The sequence below is a fragment of the Serratia sp. FS14 genome, assembly GCF_000695995.1.
Classification (GTDB): domain Bacteria; phylum Pseudomonadota; class Gammaproteobacteria; order Enterobacterales; family Enterobacteriaceae; genus Serratia; species Serratia nematodiphila.
The window spans coordinates 1,625,481-1,647,801 of record NZ_CP005927.1 but is presented as its reverse complement, the minus strand read 5'-3'; the positions used below and the strand labels follow the sequence as shown (position 1 = coordinate 1,647,801).

At 50.8% G+C, this 22,321-nt stretch carries 6 protein-coding genes; 2 read left to right on the top strand and 4 right to left on the bottom strand.

Annotation, left to right across the window (positions count from 1 at the left end; translation table 11 throughout):
* The first annotated feature begins 1,176 nt into the window (after positions 1 to 1,176).
* Both L085_RS07455 and L085_RS07450 read left to right on the top strand, forming a co-directional pair.
* A complete protein-coding gene (locus L085_RS07455) occupies positions 1,177 to 2,577 on the top strand; it encodes a membrane protein (RefSeq protein WP_044030455.1) in 1,401 nt (466 codons plus the stop codon).
* Between the two features lie 5 nt (positions 2,578 to 2,582).
* Positions 2,583 to 3,368 carry a DUF4105 domain-containing protein gene (locus L085_RS07450; RefSeq protein ID WP_044030454.1) on the top strand — a complete coding sequence of 262 codons (786 nt, stop codon included), beginning with the start codon at positions 2,583 to 2,585 and terminating at the stop codon, positions 3,366 to 3,368.
* Between the two features lie 60 nt (positions 3,369 to 3,428).
* Here the strand turns inward: L085_RS07450 and L085_RS07445 are convergent.
* The 4 genes from L085_RS07445 to L085_RS07425 all read right to left on the bottom strand — a co-directional run bounded on the left by L085_RS07445 (position 3,429) and on the right by L085_RS07425 (position 22,315).
* Positions 3,429 to 4,564, bottom strand: a protein-coding gene (locus tag L085_RS07445) for an IS3 family transposase (RefSeq protein WP_226988575.1) whose coding sequence is annotated in 2 segments (ribosomal slippage) — positions 3,429 to 4,318 and positions 4,318 to 4,564 — 1,137 coding nt in all. Because the reading frame shifts where the segments join, the coding sequence is not laid out codon by codon here.
* Positions 4,565 to 4,900: 336 nt separating this feature from the next.
* Positions 4,901 to 9,340, bottom strand: coding sequence for a SpvB/TcaC N-terminal domain-containing protein (locus L085_RS07435; protein WP_044030451.1), 4,440 nt, complete (start codon positions 9,338 to 9,340; stop codon positions 4,901 to 4,903).
* Positions 9,341 to 9,752: 412 nt separating this feature from the next.
* Positions 9,753 to 11,060: a hypothetical protein gene (locus L085_RS07430; RefSeq protein WP_044030450.1), complete on the bottom strand. Its 1,308-nt coding sequence runs from the start codon at positions 11,058 to 11,060 to the stop codon at positions 9,753 to 9,755.
* A gap of 143 nt (positions 11,061 to 11,203) precedes the next feature.
* Positions 11,204 to 22,315, bottom strand: a complete 11,112-nt coding sequence (locus tag L085_RS07425; protein WP_044030449.1) for a Tc toxin subunit A — start codon at positions 22,313 to 22,315, stop codon at positions 11,204 to 11,206.
* Positions 22,316 to 22,321 lie beyond the last annotated feature (6 nt).

Here is a 22,321-nt window from a genome sequence, read left to right as displayed (position 1 = left end):
AGTGCTTCCCAATAATCCTACAACAGATAATTTTGACGTCCTGCCCCTGTAGTCGCTTTTGCCAAGAAGATGGTCAAGTAATTCGGGGATGTTCAACAAATGAAATACAAATGGGTAGACAAATCAGATGCAGATGCAGATGCAGATGCAGATGCAGATGTGCAAAATAATTATTCATCGTAGGGGTTAGTCTAGCTGAAATCGATTCTCACCAGATTCATCGCTAAAACTCGTTAAATTCAGCATACCACCAAAACCAAAAAAGAAAAAGTTAGCAATTAAAAATAAATAAAAATGATTTGGTTATCATAAAATAGCTGTTAGCTGCATTCAGATACAACGACGGCTGTGTCGTCGCGCGCAGCCACGATTATGTGGAGTTGAACGTCAAGTCCCTAAAATGGCATTTATCACACAGGCCCCACTGCTGACGAGGAGACGGTATGGTACGGCTCATAACTGCTACTCCGCTGACGGATAAACATATTCAACAGGACTGCCTCGATCACTTTCTTATTTCAAAGACCCTGCTTACCAGATTCAGTCAGTACCTCTTGCACCAACCCCTGGTAAAGGTTCTTGTTCTGCGCATCGACTTTTTGCTTTAAATTCGCACAGTCGACTGCGGCTGACGCTATGTTTACCACAAAGAAAAACGGAAGAAAAATAACGACACATTTTTCATAATTATATCAATGTGTTAGGATTTAATAAAAGTGAGTATAGAACATAAATCCCCATTAAGTACAAAAAGATAACCACCTGAATGTAAATGCTATTTTGTGATTTTTTGACTCTTCCTCTTATATGTTAAGGGTAATGCTATACTACCTATCATCCATGGGAACCAAACGGAAACAGTGATTGATTTTAAAACACATTACTTTTTCTGGGATGGTGTATTTGTAGGTATTTATACTGTGGTAATCACTCTCGTGGACGAATGCTTAAGTAACTGTGAATGGGTCAGCGTTATACTGTATTGTCGATTGTCTGGGGTACTGGCGCATTGATTAGCCCAATGATGGGGAAGACTGCCATGGAGTTGAACACCCACGGCCTACCGTTGATGGCCACCTTGTTTTGTGGTTTGTTTATGTTGTTTCGCCTTAAGAATGCCAGATGGGGCTGCTAAGCCGTCTTACAATTAAAAGTGATAAGAAGAGGTTATAAGGAATGGTTCAGTTGGTAATGATTTTACTGGGGGTTGATTATTTGCGTAACCGTTGGCGTGGGTTGATGATTGCTGGTTGGTTAGGTGTATTGGCTGGCTTAATCATCTTCATCGATGCGTTGGATAACGCGATTTATTTCCCCTTGCATCCCTTTGCTTTCCTGTTGTTGGTCGAAGGCCTGGCAACGTTGATGGTTGCGCATACCGGCATCGGCGGGCAACGGACCTTGCGTTACGTAAAGGGTGGAGCATTTTCATTGGCGGCGATATTGATTTTGAGCGGGCATCACCATGGTCACTTTATTTTATCGATGATTTTTGGCATTTTATTTTTGACCGACGGGTTATTGCAAATCGTCACCGCCGGAGTTATACGCTATAAAAACTGGAAATTTGTGGTCACTGGCGGTTTCATCGAAATCATGTTAGCCATTTTCTTCTTTCAACCCTATCCAACCCATTATGTCGGCACCGTACCTTATTGCTTAGGCCTGGGATTGATATTTGGTGGCTGGAATATGGTTATGCTGGCAATGCGCGTCAAAAAGCTGGAGGTTAACCCTGCAGTTTTGGGCAATACGGCTGCTGAGGAAGCCAGCAGTACAGAAACAGCGCCGTTGGTCACTGAATGGGACGGCCCTCCGGCTGCCGATGAACCGGCACTGACCATACATGTCTGGACACCTGTAGGATCCTCGAAAAGCGCAGTAGTGCCTCATCCTGTCATTGATCGTTATATTGCTGCGGTGGATAAAAATGGGGTGATTTCCACCGGCCATGCTGCCCTGGAATCTCCGGAAGGCGTCTATATCAGTCTGTATCCGGCAGTCGATATTGACCGGTCGCCCGATCAATTTGCCCGGTTGCTGCGGGCAACGGCAGATAATAATGTTGAAGGGCACTTTCAACCAGATTATGTAAGTGAATCCGAAAAATGGTGCCCTTCAACTATGCAGGTGCGGATCAGGAACTACGATGCTGAACGCTTGAAGCGGTTCTGGGAGATCTACCAGGCAGACAACACCTATAACCTTACGCATCGTAACTGCTCAAGTAGTGTGGCACGTGGGCTGGAAGCGGCACTTGAAGGCGTGGTGGGTAAGATATGGGGGCAACGTGGCCACTGGTGGGTGTTGAGTAAAATTCTCACGACGCCGGAGTTATGGGTCGCGGTACAAATACGTAAACGCGCAAAAACGATGGCCTGGACACCAGGGCTGACGCTCGATTACGCACGTGCATTAAGCATGTTGGCGGATCCCCGTCCGGCCGGCTGGATAACCACCATACGCCGAGCTTTAAAGAAAATTTTTTCTTTGCGCAAGCAATGGCGCAATGAAAAAGCGCGGGGCATGATAGTACCAACTGCGAGCAACGCCCCCTCAAATGACAAAGGTAAGTAACTATTATGACCATGTTTTCGTGGTTGACCTCACCAACTGCAAGCAACGAGCAAGACTGGGTGTTGGAATACGCCCGGTTACCGCAGGTGGAATGGGGAGAGCAGGGTAAAATTGTACTGCGCAATATTCGTAATTTCAGATATCAACCTACCCGTGACGATTATGTGCCCGGTTGGTACGATGCTGATATCGATATTAGCCATTTAAAAACGGTAGATGTGGTATCCTCGTACTGGTCAGGCAAGTCTATTGCGCATCTGTTTTTGAGCTTCGGTTTCGAAGACGGCCGTCATTTGGCAGTCTCGATAGAAACGCGGCGTAGCCGCGACCAGCAATATTCGACCTGGCGCGGCTTTTTAAAACATTACATGTTGACCTATGTGCTGGCCGATGAACGGGATTTGATTGGCGTCAGAACCGATGTTCGCAAAGAGCGGGTATATCTTTATCCCCTTCAGATTTCGCCAGACACGGCTCAGGCTATTTTTCTTAGCTATCTGCAGCGTATAGATAAACTGAGGTACCAACCCGAGTTTTATCACACGATATTTAATAATTGCACGAGTAATATTTTGCATCATGCTACTGCAGTTTCCGCCGACATTCGCTATAGTTGGAAAGTCTTGGTCAGCGGCTATGCAGATAAATACATCTATGAGCTTGGCTTATTGGATAATAGTCTGTCTTTTGAACAGTTGAAAAAGCAAAGTCTCATAAAGAGACCGGATAACTCCGTGATCAATGAGGATTTTTCGCGTTTGATCCGAGAAGGTATTGAGAGGGAAAGTTGAGTCGCTCACTTTCCCTGATTGTGAGTGGACTGACCCCACGACCGTAGACATATCCTGTCCTCACGACGAGGCCTGTTCAAAGGCCTCCGGACTGACGCCGCCGAGATGACTGTGGCGCCGGGCCCGGTTGTAGAACACTTCAATGTAATCGAAGATATCGGCCCGGGCCAGAGCCCGGGTTTTATAGATGCGTTTTCTGATCCGCTCTTTTTTCAGTGAACTGAAGAACGATTCGGCCACTGCATTATCCCAGCAGTTGCCACGCCGGCTCATGCTCGGGACCAAGTTATTGGCCCGGCAGAAGCGCTGCCAGTCGTCGCTGCCGTACTGGCTGCCCTGGTCTGAGTGCACGATGACCTCGCTGTCCGGTTTACGCCGCCAGAGCGCCATCATCAGTGCATCCAGCGCCAGTTCGCGTGAGAGAGTGGGCTTCATCGACCAGCCGACCACGTTACGGGCGAAGAGATCGATAACCACCGCCAGATACAACCATCCCTGCCAGGTGCGGATATAAGTAATATCGGTGACCCAGACCTGATTGGCCCGGACAACGGTAAACTGCCGCTGCACGCGATTAGGAGCGACCACTGAAGGTCTGCCGGCGATACGACGTGGCGCTTTATAGCCGCGCACAGCTTTAATCCGGTTCAGCTGCATGATGCGGCCCACCCGGTTTTTACCGCAGGTTTCCCCGATTTCGTTCAGATCGCCATGAACCCGTCTGTAACCGTATACACCTCCGCTCAGTGAATATGAGTCGCGGATAAGCATCAGCAGACGCTGGTTATCTTTATCACGCGCCGAGACCGGGTTGTGCAGCCACGCATAGAACCCGGCCCGGGCGACATTCAGTACCCGACACATCGTCATCACACCCCATACAGTGCGGTGTTCATTGATAAAGCGGTACTTCAGTCGGGCTCCCTTGCAAAGTACCGCGCGGCCTTTTTCAGGATATCCCGTTCTTCTTCGGTGCGTTTTAGCTGAGCCCGTAGTTTCAGGATCTCGCTTTTGGCTTCCAGTAAATACCGGGCATGCTGTTCGCTGTTATCAGGCTTGATAGCCCGTAGCCACTTGTAGAGGCTGTGCGCAGAAACGCCCAGACGGTCGGATACTTCGGCAACGGAATAACCGCGTTCTGTTATCTGACGGACGGCTTCTTCCTTAAATTCAGGTGTAAATCGTGGTGTGCCCATATGCTCCCCCTATGCTCAAACTATAGGGCAGGATCGTCTACCGGGGTGGGGTCAGTCCAAATAAGTGACTGCTCCGTCAAACTAATCAGAGTCAAGGCATCAGGGGTATCCTGTGCCAAAGGACGGGCACCGAACGTGGTGAGCGTACGGGCGGGCGAGTCATAATAGACAGACAGCGGGCTACGCCCGTTTCACCGGGGCGACGCAGGAAGGCCAGCGTGCGCACCACACCTCCATCGCTACTGGTGAGAGACACTACCGGTGTCTGATGATGCAAGGTCGCTAATTCCTGCTGAGCCATGGTCATATTATTCACTATTCTGTCACCAAAATGTATCAATGCACATTTTTTTGCTCGATTATCTCAGCATATGTGTCATTTTCATCTTCTGCGACACTAAACCAAGGATAATATCCTTGTCGGCGTAGATAACCTTTCGCTGTTAACACTGAGGTTTCCCGGCCCAGCGGATCGTAAAAATGGCAATCGGCATAACCGTTGGTTCTGAGTGAATCATCCGCAATATAACGCCAGTCATTCACAAAAAAGGGCTGGAACACCCGCACCGTTAACCCCTTGTTGTTATACTCGACCCGACCAGACACCGCCCAACGGGTCGGCGATGACGCGACAACGACCGTCTCACCGGTGACCTTTAATCGTCCGTTATCGTCGCGAATGGCCGCCTCTCCAGGCTCGTGTTTTTGCGCTGTCTGTAGTGTACGAGAAAAACCATCATAAAAAATTACGCTGGTTCTAATCTGCTGCATCGGCATGTTGGGATAGTTATCCGCGACAAAGACGGCATTACTGATCGGCAATCGCTGTGCAGCCTTAATTTTATCCACCACAGCCTGTTCAATAAGCTGAGCCGACGACGGTTCTGTTATCCAGCGACGAGCTGTCGAACGGATATACCCTGCCACCGTGATCAGATGCTGCGCGCGCAAATATGCAAGCTGTGGCTCACTCACACCCTCTAGTATCCCCATCCAGCTGTGGATACTGGCCAGCACAAATGAGGCAACCTTCTGCGGTGTTTGAGGGTTATCAATCGTGATAGCCATGGCTGCCGTTGGCAGCACAAAGGAGGCAATGCTGTCAAAACCTACGGGCTGTCCGTTTTCTGTGCCATAAAAGGTGGTAGCCACCACACGACCCAGGGCATCCATCGCCACTTCAGAGCTATTAGCGTTAATATCGATCACTTTCCACGGGCTAAGAAAACGATAATCATATTCAGCGCACGTCTTATGACCTGCTGCGTCTGTTAGCTCAGTGACCACGCACTTGTACTTATCCCAGGTGAGGGTTGACTGCCCCACCAGTAAACTGCTACGCGTCGCGACCGGTAAATAGAAACCGGCCAGATCACTCCAGGTCGTAAAGCCTCTTCTGGCAACCCATATTGCGTCATTTTCAGGCTTGACACCCAATATTTTAGTGGTCTGAATATAACCGGCCTCACGCAATTTTTCTTGTCTTGCTTCCCCCTCTAGGACGCCATCAAATGCCTTGAGGCTACTCTCGTCAAACTCTGCTGTTTCGGTATATTGCAGCAAGGCGGTCAGCGTTGGGGGTTTACTACCTTGATATACCCATTGTGTTTGACCACCGAAAATACGGGCTTTATCTTTACCCAACAGCCCCTCGGGCTCCGCCAAGCGTTCCCAACTCAACCCACCGTCAGGGATATCCTGTACAGTATATTGCAATATATTTTGCCGCACTTTGTCTGGTAACCCCAGGCGCCAGCTTTGCGCATCGCTCAGGTGATACATCTGTGCCCGCTGTTCATGCAACCATAAGATATATTGCTGACCGTCTTGCGTGGCAGCAAACGCCCCTTCGGGCAGAGAAGCCGCATAAGCCTGCAATTCATTGAACGGACGACGCGGGTAAACGATATCCACACTGTGTAACGCCACACCAACCGCATCTAGCGCAAGCTGTACACTCTGCGTTATTTTCGGATCACTGGCGATACGCTCATAACAATAACTCAGAGTCTCGAGCAATATGGGCAACACCACCGGTTCCGACTCCCAGACATCCGACGGCACTACACCAAAACCCGGTTGTACCACACGTAGCTGATAACGATAGCAGGTCACACTATAAGGAAGGGGCATCAGCGAAGAGTGATCAACACCATACACTTCCTGACGCAGCACATGTCCTTGTAACGCACAATACAACTTCCGTTGCTGAACTTGTTGTTGCAAAGGAGAAGTCGCTTGAACAGGAGCAAGAGGCCGATCGCCATCTTGATCATGCCACTGCGTTACACGCGTCCGGTTTAAGCGGTATGGCATCCATAATGCATTAGACATGGCAGTGGGGGTATTTTCATCCTCCTCCCGCCCAGTATGATACCAGGTGCAAGTGCGGGTAGGACTACTCATGCTATTATGTACTCCGGTCGCCCTAGCATTTTCATCGGTATCCAGTACTTCCACCCAAGCAAATCCGCGGAATTTTCGCTCGACGCCATCATACATGCCACGCCGGTAGCGCGAAGCTTGACTCAAGCAATTGCCGCTAATTTCATCTAAGGTTTGCACCCGAGCCAGCAACTGCACCGGAAAGGGGAGATGGCAGACTGCCAGTGGCGACTCTTGCTTTTCATCTAGCCAGGACTGAGCCGAGTTATAGTAATGGAGCTGGGTATCCACTCCCATATTGTTATTCATGCCCGCCAGCAAGTAGGGCTTTTGCTCGGTGAAGGTATAGCGCCAGTGGCGCACTGGCATATAGGGGATAGTTAATACCAACGAGGTGACCCCAGTCCCATCCAGATCTACACAGTTTAGCTGACAAAGTCTGTCATAATGGACGCCTGCTGGAAGGGGTAAAAGCCACGCCTCGGAAAAACGCTGCCCCGACTGATTACGAAAAATTCGCAACTGATTGCTTTCAGCATAAATAATATCAACCGCACCACTGCCATCGATATCCGCCAGATAAACATGGGCAGGGTTAAAGGTATGCGCGTCCAGGGTCAGACCTTCCAGCCTGATGGGCTTGGCAAATTTCCCCCGCCCCAGATTAGGCCAGCAGGTCACTGCATCATGACGGATACTGATCAAATGCTGCTGGCCAGAGCCCAATACATCACTGAATGCCACCAGTTCAGTGACATCACGCCCAGCCACCGGGAGCACCACATCATCCTCCTGGTTGATGGTCACTGGTGGGGCAAAACCTTGGCGTTTATTCTCATACAAACGTACGCTTTTGGGACCTATCAGCACCAGATCTTGTAAGCCAGCCTCCGTCAGATCGGTTAACTGCGCTGCCACGCTCTGGAACTCAGACGGCCAGGCAGTAAAGGGAATAAAATTCGACCACTGTTTATCGGCATTTAAGGTAAAATAACCGGCCATGCCGGGACGTTGCACTATCCAGTCTAGTCGACTGTCTCCAGTCAGATCCATCAGGGCCATATCACGGCCGCTCAACGCGGGTTGCACAGGTAACAGCTGCAAGGCACCATAAATGATACTGCCTGGCGTTGCTCCGCGCTCCGGCGCCCGATAATACCACCCGGCAGAATTATGGTAGAGCAGCCCCGGCAGCCCTTCGCCGTACAGATCCACCAACTGGTAATCCTGACTATCTTTTATTGCCGACAACGCCTCGAAGGGTTGCCAGTGTTGCTCGCCGACAGCCCGCGGAAATGAGGTATAATGGAAGTCCAACGGGGGGACGCTAACCAATGTGCCCTGTTTATCATATCCCGCGACCTGTACGCCGACCAGTTGCGTCATCACCGGATTTTCGTCATAGTCCAGTTGCATCCGTCTGACTAAAGAGGGCTGACCGCCATTGAGTTCTGCGAAGGTGTGGAACATCAATACCTGGTGGCACAACAGCGTAATCTGGCGGGCAAAGCCATATTCATAGCGATGTTGCCGATCCTGACGGCATGGGACTTCAGGGTGGGCAACCGACCAAGTGGGAACCTGATCCAGCGCACCACTGCGCTCACCATAATCAAACACTAGCGTGAATAACCACGATTTTTCATCTATGGCCTGCGGCGTCCAGGTTTGCTGCGTCCAAACCAGCAGTTGCTCTGACGCATGTTTATTGCCGTAGTATACGCGATCAAGCGCCAGTGTTTGGCAATCTTGGCGATAACAGTAACAGATTTTCTGGCCTAAGGGGGATAATGATTCCTGTAGCCACCATTCCGCCACATGTTGTGGATTATCGGGATCGGCCAGACGCGCCTGCGGTGCTTTTCCCAGACAATGTAGCTCGCCATTTGCGCTATGCAGCAACCAGAATCCCGCATCATCGTCATGATGCCAGTATTCTAGGCGATGAAACACGCTTTCTACTTCGGGGAAATAACGCGTGACTGTATAAGTGTTATCCAGTTTCTGTCCGGCATAGTGCGAACACTGCATGGTGCGGATTGCGCCTTGTGGGTCACGTTCCGCTACCAGTTCTTCCCCATCCGGGCCGAGAAAGGTATCCTGCGCGTGATACTGCGGCACACCAAAACGGGTTGAACGCACCACCCGCATCATGTTCACTCCCCATCCGTGCCCGAAGAGACTGTTTTCTCCACTGCTGGCATAGTGTAATGCCAACGTGGGCGCATACCCGCGCCCTGCCGACACGGGCAGAGGAACACTGACCTCTGCCATGCCAAAGCTGCCCGCCGGCGACAACATTTGCCCCATCCCCTGTAATGTTCCCCCGCCCTTGGGCAAAGATAATTGAGATGGCGTTTCGATAGTGTCAGGTGATATCGAGTGATCCATTGTCAGCTCCAAATCTAAGTGTTGGTATCCGGTCAAGGAAATGGATGCAAGGCTGTCCTATATGGGATCGCATAACATCGCTGTCCTGTTCGACCATCAGTTATTCTCCGTGCTAAATAGCGGCGCATAATACCGTTCCACTTTTGTATGCCCCGGCGGTTGTATTTGCCCCAATGGTGCCATTTAGAACGCAGACACGGCATGCATCCCTCCCTAGTGCCTCGGTGCGCGCCGCCATGCGCTCGACGGTCTGCTTATCTGTATCGCGCTACCTGTCGCACTATTTTTCACAGCTATTTAACTATCTTGAATTAGGTATTTTGAATATAGGTATCTTGAATGTGCTTGGCCTCCGATGGAGCCCTTTCTTGATACGCCTCTACACTTGATACGCTTCTATAAATGATGATTTCTATGGTTTCTCTCTAGGCTCAAAGCGCACAATAATCACCCCCTCACGCGGCAGCGGATCTGAGGTTAAAAACTCGCGATTGTTCTCGCCATACTGCCGCCAATTTGAGACAGCAAGTGATTCTTGTTGCTGTTGGTCAAACAATTCCAAGCCAGACGCTTCCCAACTGTCATCTTGCAGCGTAAAGAGCTCACCCGGCAGTTTTCCGGTGATAGGTTGTAAACCGCCCTTGAAGTTCAAACCTAAAGAACCGTCCTGATCCCGATAGGGCAACACACTGCGCCACTGAAACATACATTGTCTGTCACTACAGCTCAGCAGCTTTGCTTGTGGAGCATTCCAGGTTTTGGTCACCTGCGGAAACGTCATGGTCACCGTTTTTTCTGCTGGCCAGGCAACGTGTTTGGTCACCTTAATGACAGCGAGATAGTCCTGACGGGTGGGAATAGGCAGTGTGACGCTATATTTGGCCCCCACCACCACCTCTCCATGCTTGATCTCTGCACCAGGTTCCATTGACTTACCTTGGTGGGTTTGATCACAAGGAGAGTCAGTGTCACACCACGCCACAGTGGTATTCCCCTTATCCTTATCATTACCGGTGAATGCCCCAAACACCGGTACTGTCACCGTCATATGTCGTTTATCTTGGTGAACCTTAACGGCCTGTTTATCCAGATCCGGAATATCTTTCAAATCTGGGATATTTGGTGTGGCATCGTGCAGATTGGGGGCAGGTATTTTGATGGTCAGTACGTGTTGTGGATTGTCATTGGGGTCTTGTTTTACGCCTTGGGTTATAGCACAACTGTCAGCAAAAGGATAAGCTGTTCTGGCGGCCAGTGACATTTGCTTATAGCCACTCTCCTTAATAGTTTGCGGATCGACCTGCAGAGGAAGGCGTATAATATAAGGGGTATTCAGCTGCGGATGGATGAGAACATAATTTGACGTATAATCCTGGTCCGCCTTCATCGACTGCTGTATCCTAGGAGTGATAAATCGCCACAGATCTTCTTGTTTATAACCACCTGCTGCTTTTATCTTGGCATCCTTAATCAACTCTTTTCCGCTACAAACACGGAAGTACCCGCCGCTTACACTACTGGGAAAATTCGTTATCCATTTCAGATCCACCTTCGCTACGCCCTGTGGGTGAAACACATTTAACTCAGGAACACTATCGACCTTAAACTGATAATAGGTCTCATCACCCGACGCATGACCGGCAGCGGAAAACAGTAACGCACTGGCCGCCAACCAGCTGGCCATCAGTGGGCATAAAGATACATGCTTAACGTATAACATAGGGGAACTCCTGCTTAGCAAAGCAAGCTGCACAGGCTTAAGCTGTGCAGCAATATATAAATCAATAACTAGATTGAGTTAATAACTGTATATAAGTTAATAACTACATCAGTTAATCACTGCCGCTGGCCAATCATAGAAAACTATGTGTTAATGGCTGGCTTCTGTGAATGTAACTCCTTCAGCACGCGCGTCGCCCGCTCTGTGCCTCCATCTTTTGCGCGATAATGGAATGTCAGAATGATATCGTTTAGTGAAGCCAACATCCGTTGTTGTAGTTCCCCTTGCGGGTTGGGAATGGTTAAGTACCAGGTGCCAACCACGCCATTACCCTCAAATGGCCGGTATTTATCATCATTGAAATTCAACACAATACCGTTATCCTCCAATCCGCTGGAGAGCGCGATGGCCTGCTGTGGGCGACTACTGGCCCAAATCTTGCTAACCTGCGGTGCTGGTGTTCTCTCTGTCATCTGCTGATAAGTAACGCTCGGATCAATGGCGAAACGGTTATTTTGTTGCGTCAGCATGGCACACACCTCTTCATGAGGACCAATCAGACAGGGTAACGTCACGGAAACGTCGATCACCTGACGCTGATAGTGTCCCGGATAACGTTCAACAAACAGATCCTCGGTGACGGGGATAGGGATATGCCATTCGGTGTTTCCTTTATTAATTTTCAATGATTCCGACAACTCAGCGTCAACTATTCCCTGTTGCTGCACCGCTGTGTTCCACAGTCCATCCGCGGCTTTTTCCCGCGCCCCCTTAATGGCTGCCGCTTTCTGTTCTGGAGTTTTACTCTCAGCAGTTGCCGCTTTTTCAGCCGCATCTGCTGCTTGCTGCACCGCGCCAGTTCTCTGCTTTTGCCAGAGAGATTTCAGCGAAACCGTGTGACGAATTTCCAACATCCGCGCGGTTTGGTCTAGGTAGGCTTTATCCAATTGTAATAGCCCCAGCCGCAGGTGTTCCCCAGACAACAGGCCGCGATGCGCATCACTCCAACCACTGTTTTTAAAGAACTGTGTGCTTTGTTCACTGTAGTTGCCCACTTCGTATTGCCAGGCAGTCACGGCCTGCTGACAAAGTCCAGCGGCGATGTCATATACCTGGTAATAGAGAGAGGAGAGTTGCCCCACCAGCCACTGATACAGGTGCTGGTTAGTAAAGCGCGTCGAGATAAAGCTCAGTTGCTGTTCAAACTGCCTGCTCTGTGCCCTGGACTGTGCCAGCTGACGTTCCAGGTTCTGCTGCTGCCAGGTATCCACTTCAAGCTGTACGTCTAACTGCTGCAATGAAGCCTGTGCGTCATCACGCTGTAGTTGCCACTCCTCGCTGCGTCGACGATACATTTCCCGCGTCTCTATCTGGAACGCAGCCGCGTCCATCCCGTTAGCCGCCGTCATTAATGCTTCGGCGACTGCCCTTGGGATAGCCCCCCAACGCATACCCCCATTGGAAAACCCAAAGATGTTTGGCACAACGTCAAGGGCTGCACCTGCAGTGTTTGCTGCCGAGATGCCGAATCCTATGGCTGTTGATGCCAGGCGTAGTGATAGAGCCAGACTTTCCTGGTCGGAGATCTCTTTTTCTATCCGGCTTGTGAGGTCATTGAGTCTCTTCTCGCTAGCATTACGGGCAATAACTAGGCCCTGACGCGCCTGCTGATTCATCTGCACCGCCAGCTGCTGCTGACCAATGACAAAATTGCTCATCTCTTGCTGCTGGTTAATCAACAGACTCTGGTACTCTATCTCTTTCTGGCCATTTAAGTACGTCAATAGGCTGCTGCCAAATTGTATCAACGTATCGACTGCGGCGCTGGCCCGAGCATACAGGGTACTGTAACGGAAAACCGGTAATGGCATGTGCGATTGCATGGCCAGAGCTCTGATACTGGCGGCACTGCCCGCAGCGCGTGCCGCTAGCAGTTGCGCAGGGTCCTGCGCTGGATCGTACAGTGGCAGTGACAGAGGACTGCCATCGAGGGTCAGCCCATTACGCATATTGAACACACGCTGCTGTAATTTATCCACCAGATCCTGGTAAACATGGCTGCGGGGTAGCGCAAACAACCTGTCAGGCACACCTGAGGAACCCAGGACTTTAATCGCCTGATCTACAGTCAACGGGTTCCAGGCCGCTACTTGGCTCTGTTGCTCCCCGGCACCTAACAGATGACTCACTTTAAGGTAGCACTGCCAGGCTTTATTGAACCCGTCCCGGCTCTGGCTACGGTAGTAACTGTCACCATTATCCAGCAGGTTTTTCACATAGGCGAAAAAGGTTGCCCGTTGATAAAACTCTGGGCGCACACTGGCAATCACATCAGGATCGACCGGACCGGTTGCCTGGTCGAGCGAGACATAGCTGTACAAGGTGGTTAACAACCGGCAGCGCCAGAACGCCGCGGGATGCCACTCTTGCTTACTAACCACCGGATAGAACAGGTAATGCAGCCATTCCTGCGCCTCCTCATAACGCCCGTCCTGATTCAGTTTAAAGGCCACCAACGCCGGCACATGATAGAACAGTTCCCAGAAGTAGAGCTGGTTAGCAATATCGCACACTAACGGCTGCGCAGCGTTTTCTGATGGTAGCGGTGGCAGAGGGTGATCCTGCATAGCGGCGCGTAAAATCGCCAGCGGGTTATAGCGTGCGGTACGCACCAGCGCCTGGCCAAACTGGGTATTTAAGCGCACACAGCGTGCCACCACCGGCGGGGGGCCATCATACTTATTCGCCAGTACCGGCGGGATATTTTCCGGCAGGGGAAGATCAAAGCCCTCTCGGCCACTACGCCGGAACTGCAGATCACTAAAGGGCAGTCTGTCGCTGTCATAAGCGGATAACCTAGGGGGTTGATAGGCTGGATTGCGGTAGCTTTGCAACACGCTGCTAGTAGTCAGATTGCCGTTAATAGCGTTAACAGTCAGCGTGGGGATAATCACCCCCTCTTTTACCACGGTAACTGGTACCGTGAATTCCCCCTTGATATCGCTGTGAGAATTGATCACAGTCTGAGCGTAAACAGAATCACCAGAAACAACGTGCAGACCATAGTTTTGTATTTTTTTTGAACTCCCTACATTTGCCTGCTCCGACTGCGTTTTAGTCAGTAAAGGTAATGTAGTGGTCAGTGCAGTGTTTTTTTCAACCACGAATTTAAGCGTACTCGGTATCATAAACAGCAATTGCGGGCCGGGGATGGGCAACTGTTGTCCTATACCTATCAGCTGTTGGAGAGTAGCACTATCCATCGCAAAAGAGATATGGTAGTTAAAATGGGTACCTATCTGCAGTGCAGTACCTGCTGGAATTAAGCGGCCATCGTTAAATTGCGGCACCACACTGGCCTGACTTGGCAAGTAAAGCTGTGCCATGTAAAGGGGGTTAGCCGCCACCGTTTTTTCTGAGTTTCCGAAGCCTATTTTGACAGAGAATTGCACAATTCCGGAATCAGCAGCTACTGTGTGCTGAGGAATAGCCGCCACCGTCACATCGAGCTGATAGCGCTCTCCTGGTTGTAGAGTAAGTGACAACGGAATGGTTATCTGCGCGGGGGTTTCTGCCGTCTGCACAGGCGCGGGTAAACTTACCGCGACCCTCTCTGCTGATGACAGTAGCCTGCCCTGGATAGCCCCCCGCTGATAGGAGAGATTCGGCGGTAGCATCAGGGAGACTTCTTTGACCGTGCTAGCCTGCTGCATCGCTACCATCGATAGCGTCAGTTTGACGCTATCGCCAAAGCGGCAGCTCATTTGGTTTTGTTCCGTTGGTGGCTGCTTAGTCTCTATCACATACGGCTGGCTACTGCTGGCACTCACTGCTAGGGTTGCGGTGTCATCCGTTGCCCACAATATCGGGTAGCTGCGCCGCAACCAGACATCCTCCTGAGCCGGGCCAAATTTCACTGTTGCCGTCAGAGAGTCAATAAATTTCTTGGTAGTGTCTACCTTTAGCGGTAATGGCAAGACAACAGACTGTTTAAGCACGACATTTTTAAACAGTGTCAGCAGCCCCCCTGTAGGGGGGGGGGTTATATTCAGGAATGCCATCATCAGTTCGATCCCTGCCAGCCACTCCTGCTGTTCTTTTGTCGCGGCTTTTTTCCCACCATTGGCTACTTTTAACTCCTGCAATATTTTTGCTGCATCCTTGGCAATTGTCACTCCGGCAGGTAAATACAGACTGGCAGTAATCGGTGTCGACAGCGAGGAAGGCATAATGTGCAGCGTGTTTAACACAACGGCTGACTCAAGTTGAACACCGGTAATTTCTCGTAGTGCAGAACTCTTGGTAAGATGTTTATTATCCGCACCAAAATACCAGTCCCATTCGATCGCCACTGCATGTTCACGTGCAATCTGCGGCTGTTCTAGCATTACTCGGCGAGCAGAGTAGTTATCTGTCAAGGTAAGCGTCGCCAACGGCAGCACGTTGCCAGGCACATTAAGGACCCGCACCGCTAATGTCAGGCTGGCTGTCCGTTGCCCCGCTGGCAGAGTAAGTTGCAGGGTGCCATTATTGTTTATCTGCACACCAGCGAGTGTGGCTACACCTGGCGCCCACTGATAAGCGGCATTCAGCGCCACCTCGACCTTGACCGCGTGATCCATGGTCGATCCTAGTTTGATCTCCGCCTGAATAGTGACCGTATCCCCCGCAGCTGCCTGGCCTGGTGTGCAGCTGGAAATAATCACCGCATCCGACAGCGTCGGCACGTCACAGGGTATCAGACCCGATAACGGCGTATTTTTTAAGCCAGCGAGTTGGAAACGCAGACCATAATTCGCGACATCGCCCATGGCATTGGCCGTCCAGGGAAGCACAAAAAAGAAACAACTGTACGCCTTAAGCCACTCATTAAGCGCCTTCCCCTGCCGGGCAAACGTCAGCGTATTGTTCTGGCTTTGGTAGGTAAACTCTCCCGTTGTGATCGCTTCTGCCTTACCAGCTTTAAGCCCAATCACCCTGCCATTCGGTTTGGTCGACATATTTAACATGCTTTGCACGCTGATACTGAACTTGTCATCCTCCTTAAAGGCCTTGCTGTCAATTTTCAGCAACAGATAGTGGCAAGCCGATGACTGTAAACAATAGGTGCGGTTTAACTGACGAGGTTGGCTGGCGGTCAGAAAGTCCGGACTAATCCATCCCCAGTTGGCTTGGGTAAATAGCTGGGTAGTGGGTAAACTTTTTAGCGCCTCATCCAGCTCCTGCTGGCTGACAATACGCAGCTTAGTGTTTTTCAGCGTGATGATACTGCCAGCCGTGACGACTTTACTGACCGGATAAAATGTAAATGTTAGCGTAGTAAATAGCGGGTTATCCACCTGGGTCACTATCGGACAAGGGCAACTGAAGGGGTGATCACCCGGTTTAACCGTAATAGGAGTAAACAGATACAGTGGCTCACCCACCTCAATAACTTGCGGTGAGGCCCGGGATACCAGCTTCCCTGCCGAGATCTGCCAGGCGGACACATTACTCGGCAGAGACGGTCCATTATGCAACGCCTGACGGATAGGTTGACTATCCACTTTAGTCACCAGCCATACCGCGGCAACTGACTGTTCGCGCGGTATATCGAATGTCCACTGGGAAAGCGCCGCGTCATTCTCGCCTTTTACGAAAGTTAGTGGCATCCAGTCGTCCTCTTTAGTCAGAGTATCAACTGCTATTTGATCCGGTGTTGTAAAACCGATTACCAGTGTGTTGTAGACCTGCGCCACGGCCGTGGTGTGCTGATGCAGCGTGGAGTCCCCCCGGCCATGAATGGTGTGCACCGGTAAATTTAACCGGTCTGGCTGATCGATATCGTTCATATACAGGTACTGTACTCCTTGCACAGTTTCCCGTATTTCTGCCGCCAGACTGGTCAGGGGCTGATGCAACACCGCCAGCTGACCACTTTCAATCCAAGCGTTATCTGCTGGCTGCATACTGACAACATCACTGGCGGCTTTAGCGACCAACACCACCCCATGTCTGACCTCGCCGCTGTCCAGCTTGCTGGCAGGATAGCGGGTAGAGACGGACAATGTACTGTCTGTTGAGGTCACAACATGGCGCTCAGTTTTCCCCTTAACACAAAGGAAGTGCACTAACTTGGCATCTGCCGGCATGTGTTGCCATTGTTCGGCGGTTAATCGCAACATAGAGCAAGTCTGGTAACTGTCCAGTCCTGGCTGGCCTGCCCCCTCTACTGCCAGGGTTAAATTCAGCTCAGTACCAAATACTGGCTCGCTGCGACTTTCTACCTGGCGCTGATTAAACAGCCAGTGTTCCGGGATACAGGGGGTCAGTATATGGGTAAAGTAGAATGGGTTGCCTTCCTCGGTAGCTTTCTTTGCCGGTGTATAGTAATAGGAGTTACGCGCCAAATCACGGATGGTGTCCAGCACAGCGCCACCATCCGAGTTCTGCCGTGCGATGATATCTAGACCCGCATATGTCGCTTGGTCACTTAACTTCTCCCAACGCGACATGGGAAGAACGCCCTGCAGATCCTCATCAAACAACCAGAGTTTGCTACTAGCATTATTCTGTTTAGGATTGGAGAATGTGCAGTGCAGCCCGACGGCTAGCAGATCGCTAGTTACCGTCATGTTCTGGTAGTAGGGGTGTGCCCCCCCCCCATATTTAATCGACGCCAGGTTCTTTTTGGCAACCTCACTGGGCAGGACAAACGCCGACAGATGCGGCAGTGGATCGATATAATCATTTGATTCTTTAGCGAAATCATTTGGTTTTAAAACAGGGCTATCTGGTTCTAGAACTTCAGTACTCTTTTTTTGCACACCAGGTGAACATGGCGGCCCCTTATAGAGCTCAATAGGGGAACTCCATTCACCATTCAGGCGCTGATACACCAGCGATATCACATGTTGATACCTTTTTTCCGCCACCGTCTGTGGTTTTGCCTGGCCCGCGTCTTGGGGGGATTCTTGGACACTTTCCGTTAGGGTACGGGTTTCCACCCAGATAAAACTTACCCGACCGGCAAAAATCAGCAACCGCGCCTGTATTGGTATCCAATTACGATCATTCTGTTGTCTGCGGTAGTTATTCCATTCAGCCCCTGGTGGGGCCTGAGTCAGCACATTTTGCGTGGTCGGCAGGTTAATCTTCTGCCAGCTACTCCATAACCGCAGGCCTGAGCTGTCTTTCCCCCAGGTACGATAGTAGTAGTTGAATGGAGCATGTGGACTGCGACCGAGAAAATAAAGGGTAGACTGCGTACTACTTAGCCCATCCTGATAGGCGCCGATGGTAGAGAGATTCACCACCTCTTCAAACAGGGTAAGGTAGCTAGACAACGCATCGTTAATGCTGTCCTTATCAAGACGTGCCTGCGACAGTTGGTTTTCAAACGCCTTAAATGGCGGGGTTTTCTTCAGACGAGCAATAGGGCTGATATACTGATCTGGGTGCCAACGCAACTGCTGGTTGGCCGCCCAGATGGCATAGTAGCGATCGTTCTCATTCCAGTTTTTCAGTTCGCCCTCGGTCATAGACCATTCTGGATGGCGGCCGTCGGCGATGCGCTGAATATAGGCCTGCACACTGGCCGTCGCCTCAGTGATACGCGTTGTGGGCACTTTTGCCGTGATTTCCGGGTCAATCAGCAGTTGATCCGCCACATCGGCCGTGGTTGGTTCATGTTCCAGCCACGCGTTTTCCCACTGTTTATTTTCATCGACAATAGTCAGGCGACGGCACTGTGATTTATAGGCTGCCAGCAGTGCACGGTTGCGCTTTTCGCCCAACTGGGTAGCCAGAGTGGCGATATCTGCCTCCTGTTTGCTGCCAGCGCGTAAACTTAAGGCCAAATACGCAGGCCAGTTACTCCGGTCAATCTTCTTGAGCGTGAGTAACTCATCGACATCGGTCACACCCCAACCACTGGCACGAGAAAAGTCCGCCATGCGCTGTAGCCGATGATGTCCAAGGATGCCATAATCCGGACCCATGATGTTCTTGACAGTGACAACATCGGTTGCATAACCTTTAGCCAGCCGAACCGACCAGTTCGGTGCTTCTGCCAGCACCACCGGCCTTGCGCGCTCGTCCCCTTGCGCCAGGTCGATAAAATCATATAACCACAGGGTTTGTTGCCATAAAGAGAAGGTGTGGGTATTAAGCAGCAATTTACCTTGGCACCACGGGGTTAACGCCACGGTATCGATATGCGCACCGCTGAACACATTGCCCGCCAGCAATAAAGGTTGCAGCTCTGTCAAGAGTTGGCCATCCTTCAGCAGAACAGTGGGATCAACCGCCAGAGCGCTAGCATCCACCTGCTGGGTAGTGAACAGACTTTCGCTCTTCTCTGCCAGCAGATTATGCATAGTGGCTATCGCCGCCTTCCTGTCTGCCTCTGCCTGTGGCCCTGTTCCCCCAGCCTGCACCGCCGCCTTTATCTTCGCGTCCAGTGAAGCGAGCGCAGCCTCTGCCGTCTGTTGGCACCTGGCTGCCAGGGGTTCGAACAACGCCACCATCGCCTGTTTAAGTCTCACTGCTAGGGGGTCGAGCACTGCCGCATAATTAAACAGCAGTGACAAGGCCACACCCGGCTCGACATGCAGGTGCTGACTACACAGATTCACCAGTGGGGCCAGTGCCTGACTTGCGATAGTTGTCTGCTGTTCATTTGTTGCGTTTTTCAGGTTGCTGATTAGTTCGCTCGGCTGTATTATATCAACGCACGCTTTCAGTATGGCAGTTAACTCTTCTGGGCTCGGTACCTTATTGAGTGTTTTTAGTTGTTCATTTAGCTCTGTTTTCTTTAGCCTGGCTTCCGGCAGAGATAATGCCTTCCATTGCTCAATAAATGCGCTTCCAAAGGCAGCAGTTTTTTCAGTATCTTCGTGCAATAGGACCATAAAAGCATTAAGGTCACGTGTTTTCTGCTGGCTCCAGCGTACGGCTTCATCGAGCGTGATGAATAAGTCAATACTATCAGCGTCCCCCCCCTGCGTAGTAATATGTGGCTGTGCCAGTAGCCGTAAACGCGCCTGATACTTACTCTTATCCCCGATCTGTTCCAACAGCACCAGCAGGTTTTCTACGCTAAGCGAGAAGCTTTTCGCCAGTATAACCGGGCGATACAGTGCCGTTATCCCCTCCAGGCTACGACAAACAGAATAACCATATATTTTATATGTATTTATCAGCAAGGTTAAGGTGTCAACCGTGGTGTCAAAAGCTGTCGCCAGCAGACTTAACTCTTTAGGCTCGTTCAAAGGATCTTGGCTAATCAACGGGAACGGAGCGGCTTGCTGTGCAACGGCATCATCATGACGACCCACCGCCAGCAGACGATCAAGCAGTGGTGTTTTCCCTGTTCTGGCACAATAGGGTATGAGCCCAAACAACGCCGCGACCTGCTCTATATCCAGGTGGTAAGCCTGCGAGTAACGTTGATAAACACCCAGCACCGCCAGGGTTTTTAGGCTGATATCCTGCGCATTTTTTTCTGCATCCATCGCATTCTGCAACAAATTGTCGAGTTGGTCGTAAGGCAAGCCACTGACTTGTTGCAGGTGGACCAATTTTTGCAACCGATCAAGCTGGAAAGGCGTGGTGTTAAGCTCATCATCTTTTACCTGGCCCGGCTCATTGCCCACTAACCAGGCTGGAGTTCCCCACAGCAAGCGGGCCCCATAAATCCCACCGTTTACTGGCAAGTAGGTTGCCAGTGAGGAGGTGACCGACGAGGCATTACTGTTCCATTGTATCCACGGCGACCGCCCTGGCGCGTAATTGCCCTGAGCAAAGGCTTCTTGTAGTTGCTGCGGAGTAATCCCTAGCGCTTGGCATAACATATCGACCGGGATAGTCATCTGCGCGCCAGTGATACTGCCAATTTCAGTGCCCAGTATCAGGTTAATGTTTGCTTGTTCAGTGGCAAACGCCGCCGGCATGGCTTGGTGTAAACTGAGATTTTTACCCAGCAGAATACCCACCTGGATATGACGTTGCTCCAACGCCTGTCCTCTAGCATGCGCTGTCACCGTTAAGCTCACCGTAGCGCGGTATACTAGGTTTTCTTCTATATTTGTCGTTGTCGTGTTGTCAATCGCGGCTGACTGGAGGCTGAGGGTATCAGGGGTGCCGACATGCGGCTCAAAGTTCAGCTTGGTGAGGGTGATTTTTTTTGCCCCGGAGATACACTCGATATTGACAGAGTCCTCAACATGAAGAGTATCAATTTTATACCCAGGCCATAGCAGTCCTAGCTCCAACGCATGCTCACCTACCGGCTGCCCTTGCTCATTAATAAGTAAGAAAAATGGCGGGTAAGCCTGCTGTTGGTTATTGAGCGACTGGGTCAACAGCTGTTGTAAACCTGCGTTGATCCCACTCCACATCAGGGCAGGCGTTGATTTATCGCCATATTGGCGATAATCCGCTGACAGCGTACTCCATGCCTCCCCCAAGGTCAGCGAGGCATCGCTCAATACCCGATCAATCCGACTACGTGCGACGTCAAACGGAAGAGTAAGCGGATAAGGTTGGAAAGCCAGCCAGCCAGCAATATCCTTTTCTTCTCCTGTTAATGTGGTCAGGGCATTTTGCAAAATTTCACCGGCCAGCGTACTGGTTGGCAGGGCACGTTTAAAAGCGTCTTCGTTAAGTAACAACGTCGACAAATCGGGTCGTCTGGCGAGCAAATCCTGTAACGCTGAACTACCGGGGTGACGCATGCGCGATAATAGCGTCAGCAAATATACCAAGTAGCTCACCGGTGAATCCAAGGATTGCAAACTGCCTGGCGGGGCAAAACGGGTCTGATCGTCAGTAAATAACCGCTCATACAGAGGCTGTTGGTAGCGTGCCAGTTGCGCTTTTTGGGCCGCAGTCAAGGCCGCTGGCTTTCCTGTTGACACATTTGTTTGTGACACAGAGCCGTCACCGAGAACACCACTGTCAATAAACGATACCGTGCCGCTGCCGTCAAAAGACGCTCCCTCAACCGACTGAGGATCCGCCTGCGCAGCTGTCACCGCTGACTCAGAAGCACCATCACTACGACGTAGTTGTTGATCGGCCAGGGTGACAAAATCTTTCGCCTGTTGATAAATCGCCACCGCATTACCATTTAACGGCAGATCGTATTGCTGATAAAAGCGCGTGAACTCTAGGTTCAGAATGTCATAAACGCTAGAAAATCCTAACTGGTTTAATGCTATTTTGATATCACCTTCAAACGGAAAACGGGCAAAGTCTTTTGTGATCACTGACATAATATC